General features: G+C 55.4%; 13 protein-coding genes. 11 read left to right on the top strand and 2 right to left on the bottom strand.

Annotated elements, in window-relative coordinates:
* Window positions 1-67 precede the first annotated feature (67 nt).
* The 5 genes from DEO48_RS21525 to gntU all read left to right on the top strand — a co-directional run bounded on the left by DEO48_RS21525 (window position 68) and on the right by gntU (window position 5,019).
* Complete coding sequence (locus DEO48_RS21525) at window positions 68-1,105, top strand: oxidoreductase (protein ID WP_109846242.1); 1,038 nt, start codon at window positions 68-70, stop codon at window positions 1,103-1,105.
* A 123-nt stretch (window positions 1,106-1,228) separates the two neighbouring features.
* On the top strand, window positions 1,229-1,924 hold the full coding sequence (locus DEO48_RS21520; RefSeq protein ID WP_003861565.1) for a pirin family protein: 696 nt from the start codon (window positions 1,229-1,231) through the stop codon (window positions 1,922-1,924).
* 101 nt (window positions 1,925-2,025) lie between these two features.
* The gene (gene gntR / locus DEO48_RS21515; RefSeq protein ID WP_021242747.1) at window positions 2,026-3,021 is read left to right on the top strand and encodes a gluconate operon transcriptional repressor GntR; all 996 of its coding nucleotides are present in this window, start codon (window positions 2,026-2,028) and stop codon (window positions 3,019-3,021) included.
* Between the two features lie 126 nt (window positions 3,022-3,147).
* Window positions 3,148-3,675 (top strand): gluconokinase, encoded by a 528-nt coding sequence (gntK, locus tag DEO48_RS21510; protein WP_008503362.1) that lies wholly within the window; start codon window positions 3,148-3,150, stop codon window positions 3,673-3,675.
* 3 nt (window positions 3,676-3,678) lie between these two features.
* Window positions 3,679-5,019: a gluconate transporter gene (gene gntU, locus DEO48_RS21505; RefSeq protein WP_010436459.1), complete on the top strand. Its 1,341-nt coding sequence runs from the start codon at window positions 3,679-3,681 to the stop codon at window positions 5,017-5,019.
* A gap of 118 nt (window positions 5,020-5,137) precedes the next feature.
* On the opposite strand, the gene plsB is transcribed toward gntU, so the two are convergent.
* Window positions 5,138-7,558 (bottom strand): glycerol-3-phosphate 1-O-acyltransferase PlsB, encoded by a 2,421-nt coding sequence (plsB, locus tag DEO48_RS21500; RefSeq protein ID WP_109846241.1) that lies wholly within the window; start codon window positions 7,556-7,558, stop codon window positions 5,138-5,140.
* A gap of 154 nt (window positions 7,559-7,712) precedes the next feature.
* On the opposite strand from plsB, the gene DEO48_RS21495 reads away from it, so the two are divergent.
* From DEO48_RS21495 to DEO48_RS21480, 4 genes are all read left to right on the top strand, one after another.
* Window positions 7,713-8,081: a diacylglycerol kinase gene (locus DEO48_RS21495; protein WP_023334158.1), complete on the top strand. Its 369-nt coding sequence runs from the start codon at window positions 7,713-7,715 to the stop codon at window positions 8,079-8,081.
* Window positions 8,082-8,189: 108 nt separating this feature from the next.
* Window positions 8,190-8,798, top strand: coding sequence for a transcriptional repressor LexA (gene lexA, locus DEO48_RS21490; protein ID WP_045909165.1), 609 nt, complete (start codon window positions 8,190-8,192; stop codon window positions 8,796-8,798).
* A gap of 63 nt (window positions 8,799-8,861) precedes the next feature.
* The gene (gene dinF, locus DEO48_RS21485; RefSeq protein WP_109846240.1) at window positions 8,862-10,199 is read left to right on the top strand and encodes an MATE family efflux transporter DinF; all 1,338 of its coding nucleotides are present in this window, start codon (window positions 8,862-8,864) and stop codon (window positions 10,197-10,199) included.
* Between the two features lie 120 nt (window positions 10,200-10,319).
* Window positions 10,320-10,529, top strand: a complete 210-nt coding sequence (locus DEO48_RS21480; RefSeq protein ID WP_014830284.1) for a CsbD family protein — start codon at window positions 10,320-10,322, stop codon at window positions 10,527-10,529.
* A 69-nt stretch (window positions 10,530-10,598) separates the two neighbouring features.
* Here DEO48_RS21480 and zur read toward each other — a convergent pair whose 3' ends face one another.
* Complete coding sequence (gene zur, locus DEO48_RS21475; RefSeq protein ID WP_109846239.1) at window positions 10,599-11,111, bottom strand: zinc uptake transcriptional repressor Zur; 513 nt, start codon at window positions 11,109-11,111, stop codon at window positions 10,599-10,601.
* A gap of 115 nt (window positions 11,112-11,226) precedes the next feature.
* Here zur and DEO48_RS21470 point away from each other — a divergent pair, with 115 nt between their 5' ends.
* Both DEO48_RS21470 and DEO48_RS21465 read left to right on the top strand, forming a co-directional pair.
* Window positions 11,227-11,715 (top strand): cupin domain-containing protein, encoded by a 489-nt coding sequence (locus DEO48_RS21470; RefSeq protein ID WP_023310041.1) that lies wholly within the window; start codon window positions 11,227-11,229, stop codon window positions 11,713-11,715.
* A gap of 172 nt (window positions 11,716-11,887) precedes the next feature.
* Window positions 11,888-12,896 (top strand): conjugal transfer protein TraF (locus DEO48_RS21465; RefSeq protein WP_109846261.1); only part of this gene is annotated, 1,009 nt, incomplete at its 3' end.

Below are 12,896 nucleotides of genomic sequence, written 5' to 3'. Positions count from 1 at the left end.
AGCCAGCTTTTAGCTGGCTTTTTTTTTGTTATGGTTAGACTCAGTAACCTTCCAAAAGGACTGAGCCATGACACTACATTGCGCATTTATTGGATTTGGTAAAAGTACGACCCGCTACCACCTGCCGTATGTTCTCAACCGTAAAGACAGCTGGCACGTCGCGCACGTCTTCCGCCGCCGCGCGAAGCCGGAAGAGCAATCCCCGCAGTATTCTCATATTCATTTCACCAGCGATCTGGATGACGTGCTTAACGACCCGCAGGTCAAACTGGTTGTCGTCTGCACGCACGCCGACAGCCACTTCGACTACGCGAAACGCGCGCTGGAAGCGGGCAAAAACGTGCTGGTGGAAAAACCGTTCACCCCGACCATCGCCGAAGCAAAAGAGCTGTTCGCGCTGGCGAAAAGTAAAGGCCTGACCGTTACGCCGTATCAGAACCGTCGCTTTGACAGCTGCTTCCTGACGGCGAAAAAGGCGATTGAAAGCGGCAAGCTGGGCGACATTGTGGAAATCGAAAGCCACTTCGATTACTACCGTCCGGTAGCGGAAACCCAACCCGGCCTGCCGCAGGACGGCTCGTTCTATGGTCTGGGCGTGCATACCATGGACCAGATCATCTCCCTTTTTGGCCGACCGGATCATGTCGCATACGACATCCGCAGCCTGCGTAATAAAGCCAATCCGGACGACACCTTTGAAGCGCAGCTGTTCTACGGCGACCTGAAAGCCATCGTCAAAACCAGCCATCTGGTGAAAATCGACTATCCGAAATTTATCGTTCACGGCACCCGAGGCTCGTTCATCAAGTACGGCATCGACCAGCAGGAGACCAGCCTGAAGGCCAACATCATGCCGGGTGAGCCGGGCTTTGCGGCGGATGATTCCGTGGGCATGCTGGAGTACGTGAACGATGAGGGCGTGACGGTGAGAGAAGAGTTAAAACCGGAAATTGGCGACTATGGCCGCGTCTACGATGCGCTGTATGAAACTCTCACAACCGGCGCGCCGAATTACGTCAAGGAATCTGACGTTCTGGCCAACCTGGAAATCCTCGAGCGGGCCTTCGAGCAGGCTTCTCCTGCCACGGTAACCCTCGCGAAATAAGCAAAAACGGCTCCTCTTCCCTTATTCATAATTTTTGAACAGAGGAGTCAATTTTCACCCTCTATGATCCAGGGCGGTTTGCGTCCACACTTACTCCATCGAAACGAACTGAGGGTGAAAACAATGATCTACTTACGCAAAGCAAACGAACGTGGTCACGCGAATCATGGCTGGCTGGACTCATGGCATTCATTCTCGTTTGCCGACTACTACGACCCAAACTTCATGGGTTTCTCCGCACTGCGCGTGATTAACGACGACGTGATTGATGCAGGCCAGGGCTTCGGTACCCACCCGCACAAAGACATGGAAATCCTGACCTATGTGCTGGAAGGGGCGGTTGAGCACCAGGACAGCATGGGTAACAAAGAGCAGGTTCCGGCGGGCGAGTTCCAGATTATGAGCGCGGGTACCGGGGTGCGTCATTCCGAGTACAACCCGAGCAAAACGGAAAAACTGCACCTGTATCAAATCTGGATCATTCCAGAAGAGACCGGCATCACGCCGCGCTACGAGCAGCGCCGCTTCGACGCAAAACAGGGCAAACAGCTGGTGCTGTCCCCGGATGCGCGTGAAGGTTCCCTGAAGGTGCATCAGGATATGGAGCTGTACCGCTGGGCGCTGGCGAAAGACGAACAGTCTGTGCACCAGATTGCCGCCAACCGCCGCGTCTGGATCCAGGTGGTGAAAGGTGAAGTGTCCATCAACGGCACCAAAGCGACAACCGCCGATGGTCTGGCCGTCTGGGATGAGCAGGCGCTCTCCGTGCATGCCGACAGCGAAAGTGAAATTCTGCTGTTTGACCTGCCGCCGGTGTAATAAATCATAAATAAATGCCCATCCTTCCCTTTGACAGGGGAAGGATGGGCTTTGTCCGTGATAAACTGAGCAAATCTCTCACTTCAAGATTTCTCAGGACGATGAAAAAGAAACGCCCCGTACTTCAGGATGTCGCCGATCGCGTCGGTGTGACCAAAATGACGGTCAGCCGTTTTTTACGTAACCCGGAGCAGGTTTCCGTGGCGTTACGTGGCAAGATTGCCGCTGCCCTTGATGAACTGGGTTATATCCCCAACCGCGCGCCCGATATTCTCTCCAATGCGACCAGCCGTGCGGTGGGCGTCCTGCTTCCTTCCTTGACCAACCAGGTTTTCGCCGAAGTTTTGCGCGGCATTGAAAGCGTAACCGATGCTTTTGGCTATCAGACCATGCTTGCACACTACGGGTACAAGCCGGAGCTGGAAGAGGAACGTCTTGAATCGATGCTTTCCTGGAACATCGACGGCCTGATTTTAACGGAACGTACCCACACTGCCCGCACGCTCAAAATGATCGAAGTGGCCGGTATCCCGGTGGTGGAGCTGATGGACAGCCAGTCGCCGTGCCTCGATATCGCCGTGGGGTTCGATAACTTCGAAGCGGCGCGCCAGATGACGGCGGCCATCATCGCTCGCGGTCATCGTCATATCGCCTATCTGGGTGCGCGTCTTGATGAACGTACTATCATCAAACAGAAGGGATACGAGCAGGCGATGCTCGACGCGAACTTAACCCCCTACAGCGTAATGGTGGAGCAGTCCTCTTCCTATACGTCGGGTATTGAGCTGATGCGTCAGGCACGACGCGAGTATCCGCAACTGGACGGTATTTTCTGCACCAACGATGACCTTGCGGTCGGCGCGGCGTTTGAGTGTCAGCGTCTGGGGCTCAAGATCCCGGATGATATGGCAATTGCCGGTTTCCACGGCCACGACATCGGCCAGGTGATGGAGCCGCGTCTGGCAAGCGTCCTGACCCCGCGTGAACGTATGGGCCGCATTGGCGCAGAACGCCTGCTGGCGCGCATTCGTGGCGAGACGGTTACCCCAAAAATGTTAGATTTAGGTTTCACCTTGTCACCGGGTGGATCTATTTGAACTGACAAATTTGAAGTAGCTCACACTTATTCACTTCGCGCACGTTTGGATATTGCTTCTCTTTTGCCCCGGCAGGACAATGTTACCGATAACTGTTACCCGTAACAATTGACTGAGGGACACCCTTTGAGCACGACTAATCACGATCACCACGTCTACGTCCTGATGGGCGTTTCCGGTAGCGGGAAATCAGCCGTAGCCAGCGAAGTGGCGCATCAACTCCAGGCTGCGTTTCTTGATGGCGACTTCCTCCATCCGCGCAGCAACATCATGAAAATGGCCTCCGGCGAGCCGCTGAACGATGACGACCGCAAACCGTGGTTGCAGGCGCTGAATGACGCCGCGTTCGCGATGCAGCGCACCAACAAAGTCTCCCTGATCGTCTGTTCCGCGCTGAAAAAAACCTACCGCGACCTGCTGCGCGACGGCAACCCGAACCTCTCTTTCATCTACCTGAAAGGGGATTTCGAGGTGATTGAAAGCCGTCTGAAGGCGCGTAAAGGTCACTTCTTCAAAACCCAGATGCTAGTGACGCAGTTCGAAGCGCTGCAGGAGCCGGGTGAAGACGAGAAAGACGTCTTAGTGGTTGATATCGATCAGTCACTGGAGGGTGTTGTTGCCAGCACCATCGAGGTCATCAATAAAAGGCAGTAAGTTTTGAGTACATTAACGCTAGTTTTGACAGCAGTGGGTTCGGTATTGCTGCTGCTGTTTTTAGTGATGAAGGCGCGTATGCACGCTTTTGTTGCTTTGATGGTGGTTTCTATAGGTGCAGGTCTCTTTTCCGGTATGCCGCTCGACAAGATCGCCGCGACGATGGAAAAAGGGATGGGCGGCACGCTGGGCTTCCTGGCGATTGTGGTCGCGCTGGGCGCGATGTTTGGCAAGATTTTGCACGAGACGGGGGCGGTCGACCAGATTGCCGTCAAGATGTTGAAATCCTTCGGCCACAGCCGCGCGCACTACGCGATTGGTCTGGCGGGCCTGATTTGCGCGCTGCCGCTGTTCTTCGAAGTGGCCGTTGTGCTGCTGATAAGCGTCGCGTTCTCCATGGCGCGCCATACCGGTACTAACCTCGTGAAGCTGGTCATTCCGCTGTTTGCGGGCGTGGCGGCGGCAGCAGCGTTTCTGCTGCCGGGGCCTGCGCCGATGCTGCTGGCATCCCAGATGCACGCCGACTTTGGCTGGATGATCCTGATTGGCCTGTGCGCGGCAATTCCGGGGATGATTATTGCCGGCCCGCTGTGGGGCAACTTCATCAGCCGTTACGTTGAGCTGCATATTCCGGACGACATCACCGAGCCGCACCTGGGCGAGGGCAAAATGCCGTCCTTCGGCTTCAGCCTGTCGCTGATCCTGCTCCCGCTGGTTCTCGTGGGTCTGAAAACCATCGCCGCGCGCTTTGTGCCGGTGGGTTCCAGCGCCTACGAATGGTTTGAGTTTATCGGTCACCCGTTCACGGCGATCCTGGTGGCCTGTCTGGTGGCGATTTACGGCCTGGCAATGCGTCAGGGGATGCCAAAAGACCGGGTGATGGAGATCTGCGGTGCCGCGCTGCAGCCGGCGGGCATTATCCTGCTGGTGATCGGCGCCGGCGGCGTGTTCAAGCAGGTGCTGGTGGATTCCGGCGTGGGCCCGGCTCTGGGCGAAGCGCTGACCGGGATGGGCCTGCCGATTGCGGTCACCTGCTTCGTGCTGGCGGCGGCGGTGCGTATCATCCAGGGTTCCGCAACCGTGGCGTGCTTAACCGCCGTGGGTCTGGTGATGCCGGTGATTGAACAGCTGAACTACTCCGGTGCGCAGATGGCCGCGCTGTCTATCTGTATCGCGGGCGGTTCGATTGTGGTCTCTCACGTTAACGACGCGGGTTTCTGGCTGTTCGGGAAATTTACCGGCGCTACCGAAGCGCAAACCCTTAAAACCTGGACGCTGATGGAAACCATCCTCGGTACGACGGGTGCGATTGTCGGGATGATAGCCTTTACGTTGCTGAGCTGAATGCGGTGATTTAACAAGGCTCAAAAATAAGGCCCGGTAGCGTTAGCGCTTACCGGGCCTTTATATTATGCAGAACGCCAGGCCGGGTCAGGTGAAACCACCACCCGGCTTTTTCACATCACTCGTCCTGCGTCGCGCTCTCAATCGTCAAACGCACATCCGAGGTGATCAGTTCTGCCAGCATCTGGTACACCTTCAGCGTCTCTTCCGGCTCGGCATCGCCCGTATCGCTGATGTAGCCTTCGTCACGCAGCGTCAGGACCAGAGAGCTGAAGACCGCTTTGTCGAAGAACTCCGGGGCGTTAATGCCGTGCAGAACGGACAGGCGCTGTGCCAGCGTCCGGCTCTCTTTCTCCAGCGTACCGCGGTTAATAGACGGGTTCGCACTCAGCAGCCAGAACGTAATGGCGTAGCGCTGCAGCGTTTCGCGCGCGCCGGCCGCCAGCAGTTGCAGGGTACGGGAACGCGACGGATTGATGTGCAGCTCGTCGTTTGAGACGGTGATTAGCCCCTGACGACGCAGTTCTTCCGTCAGTTTGTCCAGTTCGCCCGCCAGCTCATCCTTGCTCCAGCGCAGGAACAGCTCCGCTTTCAGCATCGGATAGAGCGTCTCAACGTGACGCAATAGCTCCTGACGCGAAATACGGCGATGCTGGGTGATGATAGCCGCCATGAGCGACGGCAGCATCAGCATATGGGTGATGTTGTTGCGGTAGTAGGTCATCAGCACTGCCTGCTCGCGCGGCAGAATGATGATGTCGCCGATCGTGTCCTTTTCGACTTCAAACTTGTTCATCTGCAGCGCGTGATCGATAAGCTCACTGGCGGTAGCAGAAGGCACGGTTGAATCAACGGAATACGGCACGTTGCGCATCATGTCCAGATAGCAATCCAGCTGCTCCGTGAGCTGCTCGCGGGTCAGCGAGCGTTGACGCGAAGCCAGAAGCGCCGTACAGCACAGGTTCATGGCGTTTGCCGCACCGGCGTTGTTAATGCGCACCATCAGCTCGGACGCGATGCCGTTGACGGTTGGCGTCAGCCAGGCCGGACGAATCGCTTCGATAGGATCGATGGACTCGCGCCACTCGGGAACGTGATGGTTCAGATACGTCATCAGCGGCATCGGTTCGCCGAAGTTCACGTAGCCCTGACCGAGATTGCGTAGCTTGCTCAAGCCGCGCAGCATCTGTGGCAGGCTCTCTTTCTCTTTGGTCGCACCGCGCAGTTCTTTGGCGTACGTGCCCACTTCCATCACGTGCTCATAGCCAATGTAGATTGGCACCAGCGTGATTGGACGGGTTCCTCCGCGCAGCATCGCCTGAATGGTCATCGACAGCGTGCCGGTCTTCGGATCGAGCAGACGTCCGGTACGGGAACGACCGCCCTCCACGAAGTACTCAACGGAATAGCCGCGGCTGAACAGCTCGCCCAGATATTCGCGGAACACGGTGGAGTAGAGCTTGTTGCCCTTGAAGGTACGACGGATAAAGAACGCGCCCAGGCGGCGGAAAATCGGACCTGCTGGCCAGAAATTCAGGTTGATACCGGCAGCAATGTGCGGAGGTACCAGCCCCTGGTGATAGAGCACGTAGGAAAGAAGCAGGTAGTCCATGTGGCTGCGGTGGCAGGGAACATAGACAATCTCATGGCCATCATGCGCCAGCTGGCGTACGCGCTCGGCGTTATGAACGTTGATGCCCTGGTAGAGGCGGTTCCAGGTAAAACCGAGAATACGATCGGACAGGCGGATCATCTCGTATGAGAAGTTCGCTGCAATCTCTTCCATCAGCGCAATGGCGTTCTGCTGGGCTTTCTCATGCGATATTTTCTTGCTGCGCGCTTCGTCTTCAACGGCGCGAGCAATCGCTTTGGAGGCCAGCAGCTTGTTGAACAGGTCCTGACGCGCCGGGAGACGCGGCCCTACGGCAGCCAGGCGCTGGCGGGCGAAGTGCATACGCGCCACGCGCGCCAGTTTCTGCGCGATGATCTTGTCGGTTCCATGCTCGTCCGCCATTCGACGCAGCGAAACGGAAGGGGAGAAACGCACAAAGCTGTCGCGTCCCAGCCAGGAGACCGCGAAGAACTTCTGGATGCCGTTAAGCATGCGCAGCGGCGGGTTCTCTTCACCTTTTTCACGGCCCGGACGACGACCAAACATCACCGACACCGGCACCATCTGCACATCCAGATCGGGGTTGCTGCGGTGCAGGTCGAGATAGTCGTGGAACAGCTTGATGGACTCTTCTTTTGGCGTGTAGTAGGTAAACACGCGCGGTCCACCGTGAATGAACACGTGGCGCGGCAGCAGTGTACCGTCAACTTCAAGCGGTTCAAGCGGGTCAGGTAAGTCATGCGCCAGACACTGGGCACGAAGCGTCAGTAAGTCTGCCTTCGAGTTATAAGGCAAAACGTACATAATAGGACGCGAAGTATCGAGCCCCAATTCCAGCGCGGGTTCTGCTGGGATAGACTTGCTTTTTACCAGGATGCTTAATGGTAAATTAAGTAATTTGTAGTAAATTCGTGGCCAGCCGGACATAAACGATGTAAAGCCTCTGGTTAATAATGCAATTGCGGCGCAAGGATAACAGAAAGCGCGCAAAATTTCTGTTGTTACCCGTCATACTTCAGGCTGTAGCGAAACGCGCTACAGTTCCTGTTACTGACGCTTTTTTTCATAAAAGGTTCTTTTAATGGCCAATAATACCACTGGGTTAACGCGTATCATCAAAGCCGCCGGCTATTCATGGAAAGGTTTCCGTGCCGCGTGGATCAACGAAGCTGCCTTTCGCCAAGAGGGTGTCGCCGCAATCATCGCGGTGATCATCGCCTGTTTCCTTGATGTTGATGCTATTACCCGCGTACTTCTTATCGGTTCCGTACTTCTGGTGATGATAGTGGAAATTCTTAATAGCGCTATTGAGGCCGTTGTCGATCGCATTGGTTCAGATTTCCACGAGCTTTCTGGCCGCGCAAAAGACATGGGCTCTGCTGCCGTGTTGCTGGCGATTATCACTGCAGTTATCACCTGGGTCACGCTGCTTTGGTCACATTTCCGATGAGCCTCGAGGAATAATTAAGTCCCTGGTTTTTTGTGCAGTTTTTGGTTCCAAAATCGCCTTTGACTGTATATACTCACAGCATAACTGTATATACACCCAGGGGGCGGAATGAAAGCGTTAACGACCAGGCAGCAAGAGGTGTTTGATCTCATCCGGGATCATATCGGCCAGACGGGTATGCCACCCACGCGTGCGGAAATCGCGCAGCGTCTGGGTTTCCGTTCTCCGAATGCTGCCGAAGAACACCTGAAAGCGCTGGCGCGTAAAGGCGTGATTGAGATTGTTTCAGGCGCGTCACGCGGTATCCGCCTGCTGGTGGAAGAAGAGACGGGCATTCCGCTGATAGGCCGTGTTGCCGCCGGTGAGCCTTTACTGGCACAGCAGCATATTGAAGGCCACTACCAGGTCGATCCTGGCATGTTCAAACCGAGTGCTGATTTCCTGCTGCGCGTTAGCGGTATGTCGATGAAAGACATCGGTATTCTTGATGGCGATCTGCTTGCGGTGCACAAAACGCAGGATGTGCGTAACGGCCAGGTGGTTGTGGCGCGCATTGATGACGAAGTGACCGTCAAACGTCTGAAAAAACAGGGTAACAGCGTTCAGCTGCTGCCTGAAAACAGCGAGTTTTCACCCATTGTGGTCGATCTCCGCGAACAGAACTTCTCTATCGAAGGACTGGCGGTTGGGGTCATTCGCAACGGTGAATGGCTATAATCTCTTCCTGACAGGCTATGGCGCTGCTGTAGCCTGCTTCATTCCACACTCCCGGTATTTTTCATGTCACTGCTGACGGCATCCGATAAGGCATTGTGGCGTCTTGCTCTGCCGATGATTTTCTCCAATATTACCGTTCCCTTGCTGGGTCTGGTCGATACTGCCGTTATTGGCCACCTTGATTCGCCTGTTTATCTTGGCGGCGTGGCGATTGGCGCGACGGCAACCAGCTTCCTGTTTATGCTGCTGCTCTTTTTGCGCATGAGCACCACCGGGCTCACGGCCCAGGCTTATGGTGCAAAAGATCCGCTGCGTCTGGCGCGCGCGCTGGTCCAGCCGCTGATCCTTGCGCTTGGCGCGGGGGTGTTAATCGTTTTATTTCGTACGCCCCTGATCGACCTTGCGCTCCATGTTGTCGGCGGCAGCGAGGCGGTACTGGCTCAGGCGCGACGTTTCCTTGAAATCCGCTGGCTCAGCGCGCCCGCCTCGCTGGCAAACCTGGTTCTGCTGGGGTGGCTATTGGGCGTGCAGTACGCCCGTGCGCCAGTGATTTTGCTGGTGGTAGGCAACCTTCTCAACATTGTGCTGGATGTCTGGCTGGTAATGGGCCTGCATATGAACGTGCGGGGCGCGGCGCTGGCGACGGCGATTGCCGAGTACGGAACCTTTATTATTGGCCTGTGGATGGTCTGGCGCGTGCTGACGATGCGCGGCATCTCCCTGGCGCTGCTCAAAACCGCGTGGCGCGGCAATATCCGTAGGCTGCTGGCGCTCAATCGTGACATCATGCTGCGCTCGCTGCTGCTTCAGCTCTGCTTCGGCGCGCTGACGGTTTTCGGGGCGCGACTGGGGCCAGAAATCGTTGCGGTCAACGCGGTATTGATGACGCTGCTGACCTTTACCGCCTACGCGCTGGACGGATTTGCCTATGCGGTAGAAGCGCATTCCGGGCAGGCGTACGGCGCGCGCGAAAGCGGGCAGCTGCGGGACGTCTGGCGGGCAGCCTGCCGCCAGTCTGGGCTGGTGGCGCTGGCGTTCGGCCTGGTTTATGCCTGCTTTGGTGAGCAAATCGTCGCGTTGCTTACGTCTCTTCCTGCGCTGCGCGAGCTGGCGAGTCACTATCTCATCTGGCAAGTCATCTTACCGGTGGTCGGCGTCTGGTGTTATCTGCTGGATGGCATGTTTATTGGTGCGACGCGCGGAGCGGAAATGCGTAACAGCATGGCGGTCGCTGCGGCCGGGTTTGGCCTGACGCTGCTGACGCTTCCCTGGCTGGGTAATCACGGTTTGTGGCTGGCCGTGGCCGTTTTCCTCTCGCTGAGAGGGATATCGCTGGCTTTTATCTGGCACCGCCACTGGCAAAACGATACCTGGTTCCCTCCACGTCACGATATATCGTGACGGTTAAAGATTCCGAATATGAAATCAACTGCCGAATCCTTAACTACAATAATTATCACGTCCAGCAGAAAAGAACGTAACGGACGTTACGACCCGACGCTTAACTAAGAGGACACGATGATGAATAAAGACGAAATCGGCGGCAACTGGAAGCAGTTCAAAGGTAAAGCGAAAGAACAGTGGGGTAAGCTGACTGATGACGATATGACCGTCATTGAAGGTAAACGCGATCAGCTTGTCGGTAAAATTCAGGAACGTTACGGCTACGCGAAAGATCAGGCGGAAAAAGAAGTGGGCGACTGGGAAAAACGCAACGACTACCGCTGGTAACCGGGCTATACCCGCAAGTACAAGGAAGTACACCCTAAGGGCGGCCATGTGCCGCCTTTTCTTTTGCCGTTAACGCGGTTTTTTCTTCACAAGAATAGAGTGGTCGTGCTGACATTCGCCCTGATGACGACAGGCTTCCACTTCCACGCAGGCAGAGCACAGCCCGTGCGCTTCAATCACGTTATGACGCAGGGCAAAACCCATTTTCGCCGCCAGCGTATGCATAATATCTTCCACGCCTTCCGCAGCTTCTTCTTTCACCACGCCGCAGCGGTCACAGATAAACATTGCTGATGTGTGGGTGGGCTGATCGAACAGATGGCACAACACGTAGCTGTTTGTGGACTCAACTTTATGCACGAATCCTTGTTCCAGCAGGAAATCCAGGGCGCGATACACGGTCGGTGGTTTCGCCTGCGGCTCGCTTTCGCGCAGCAGGTCGAGCAGATCGTAGGCGCTGATGGCACCCTGCTGCAGGCTCATCAGACGTAGGACTTCAAGGCGCTGCGGAGTCAGGCGCACATTGCGTTGCGCACACAGCTTTTCGGCCTGCGCTAACAGCTCTTTTGTGGACTTATCCATTTAGCACCCCGGATGTTATAGGACGGAAAACCCTCACTTTATCATGTTCTGGTAAAAACGCCGAGATCCGCCAGTCTGTGCTATACCTGACCAATTACAAACCGGGAAATAAACAATGAAAAAACCTGACTGTATTCGGCACTGGCGCGACGTAGAAGGCGCGGATGATTCGACCTATCCAGATAGCGATGAGCGATTTTCTATCGGCGCCCCGTTGGCTCGCAAGCTTGGGCTCGGGCGCATTGGTATCCATCATGAGCGTTTACCGCCCGGGCGCAGGACGTCCTATCCGCATGCGGAAAGCGATGAAGAAGAGTTCGTTTATGTGCTCGAAGGTCATCCAGAAGCGTGGATTAATGGCTATTTATGGAAACTTGAACCGGGCGACAGCGTGGGGTTTCCTGCCGGAACCGGTATTTGCCATACCTTTATCAACAACACGGACGAAGAGGTGCGGTTACTGGTCGTTGGCGAGGCAAATAAGAAGCACAACCGCATCTACTATCCGCTCAACCCCGTTTATGCCGCTACCCGTGAGGATCGCTGGGTAGACCACCCGCCCCAGTTTTTTGGACCGCATGATGGAAAACCTGGGAAAAAATAATTTCCTCTTCTATAAATATTGAGGGTCGTCACAAAATACAACAGGCCGTAAGGAAGTTTTACTTAGGGATAGAAATAGCGGGTCTTTTACTACTTATTCACAGCAATAGTTCGTTCCTGTTTGGGTGATAACAGACAGGGGTTATTTCATAACAGACTATAACGGGCATACTGTGAAAAAAAATTTTAAATTTTCGGTGGTTAGTATCGCTGTTTCCTTGTTTATGGCAAATCAGGCGGGAGCAGCCAATACCTGGACAGAATCACGGAGTGACGCAATGGGTGGTACCGGCGTTGCGGCTGGGAGCTATGGTAGCGGGGCGTTAATCAACCCCGCGTTGCTGGCAAAGGCAAAACCGGACGATGATGTGACGGTCATTTTGCCGTCCGTTGGCGTACAGGTGACGGATGAGGACAATCTTCAGGACGAGATAGATACCATCAACGACAAAATCAATCACTATAAGGATGTGGTTGACGACCTCACGCCAGGAGACATTATTACCAATCCGTTAAGTTCCATTAATCAGTTCCAGGGCGCGGCCAAAGATCTGGCTGATGAACTGGACTATCTCAAGGGTAAAACCGCACGCGCGACGGCAGGTGCAGGGCTTGCCGTGAGTATCCCTAACGATGTGCTTTCCGTGGCCTTTATGGCGAAAGGCTATGCCCATGGCCGGGTGAGCTCGTCTATCGATCAGCAAGATATTGATTATCTGCGCGGTATTCAACAAAGCAAAGTGGTGGCTGCCGGTGTTGCCCTGGACGCTGCGCTGAACGGCACGGATCAGATCACTAAAAATCTCAACTCAACGGCGTCTGGCCGGGCGGCGATTGTGTCCGACTATGGTGTTGCCGTTGCCCGTCAGTTTGACCTCGGCGGCGTCCCGGTTTCCGTGGGCGTGACGCCAAAACTGCAAAAAACCTGGGTCTATAACTACACCACGTCAATCTACGATTACGACAGTAACAAGTGGAACGACAGCCGCTACCGCACGGAAGACACGGGCTTTAACGTCGATGCCGGTATTGCGGCTGATTTCGGCGAACACTGGACCGTTGGCGTGAGCGGCCAAAACCTGATGTCTCGCGATATCGACACCAAAGATATCCGTATCCGCAACGGCCGTACGGGAGAAGTGGTGAGCTATAAAGACACCTATCAGATCCGTCCGCTGGTGA

This window comes from Enterobacter sp. CGMCC 5087 (assembly GCF_003144775.1).
GTDB lineage: Bacteria > Pseudomonadota > Gammaproteobacteria > Enterobacterales > Enterobacteriaceae > Enterobacter > Enterobacter cloacae_M.
Note: the sequence above shows the minus strand (reverse complement) of the source record. Positions and strands in the feature narration are given on the sequence as shown.

Coding starts and splice junctions, on each gene's coding strand:
- DEO48_RS21480 (WP_014830284.1), top strand. CDS start 10,320: ATGAATAAAGACGAAATCGGCGGCAACTGGAAGCAGTTCAAAGGTAAA.
- DEO48_RS21495 (WP_023334158.1), top strand. CDS start 7,713: ATGGCCAATAATACCACTGGGTTAACGCGTATCATCAAAGCCGCCGGC.
- gntR (WP_021242747.1), top strand. CDS start 2,026: ATGAAAAAGAAACGCCCCGTACTTCAGGATGTCGCCGATCGCGTCGGT.
- dinF (WP_109846240.1), top strand. CDS start 8,862: ATGTCACTGCTGACGGCATCCGATAAGGCATTGTGGCGTCTTGCTCTG.
- lexA (WP_045909165.1), top strand. CDS start 8,190: ATGAAAGCGTTAACGACCAGGCAGCAAGAGGTGTTTGATCTCATCCGG.
- plsB (WP_109846241.1), bottom strand. CDS start 7,558: ATGTCCGGCTGGCCACGAATTTACTACAAATTACTTAATTTACCATTA.
- DEO48_RS21520 (WP_003861565.1), top strand. CDS start 1,229: ATGATCTACTTACGCAAAGCAAACGAACGTGGTCACGCGAATCATGGC.
- DEO48_RS21470 (WP_023310041.1), top strand. CDS start 11,227: ATGAAAAAACCTGACTGTATTCGGCACTGGCGCGACGTAGAAGGCGCG.
- zur (WP_109846239.1), bottom strand. CDS start 11,111: ATGGATAAGTCCACAAAAGAGCTGTTAGCGCAGGCCGAAAAGCTGTGT.
- DEO48_RS21525 (WP_109846242.1), top strand. CDS start 68: ATGACACTACATTGCGCATTTATTGGATTTGGTAAAAGTACGACCCGC.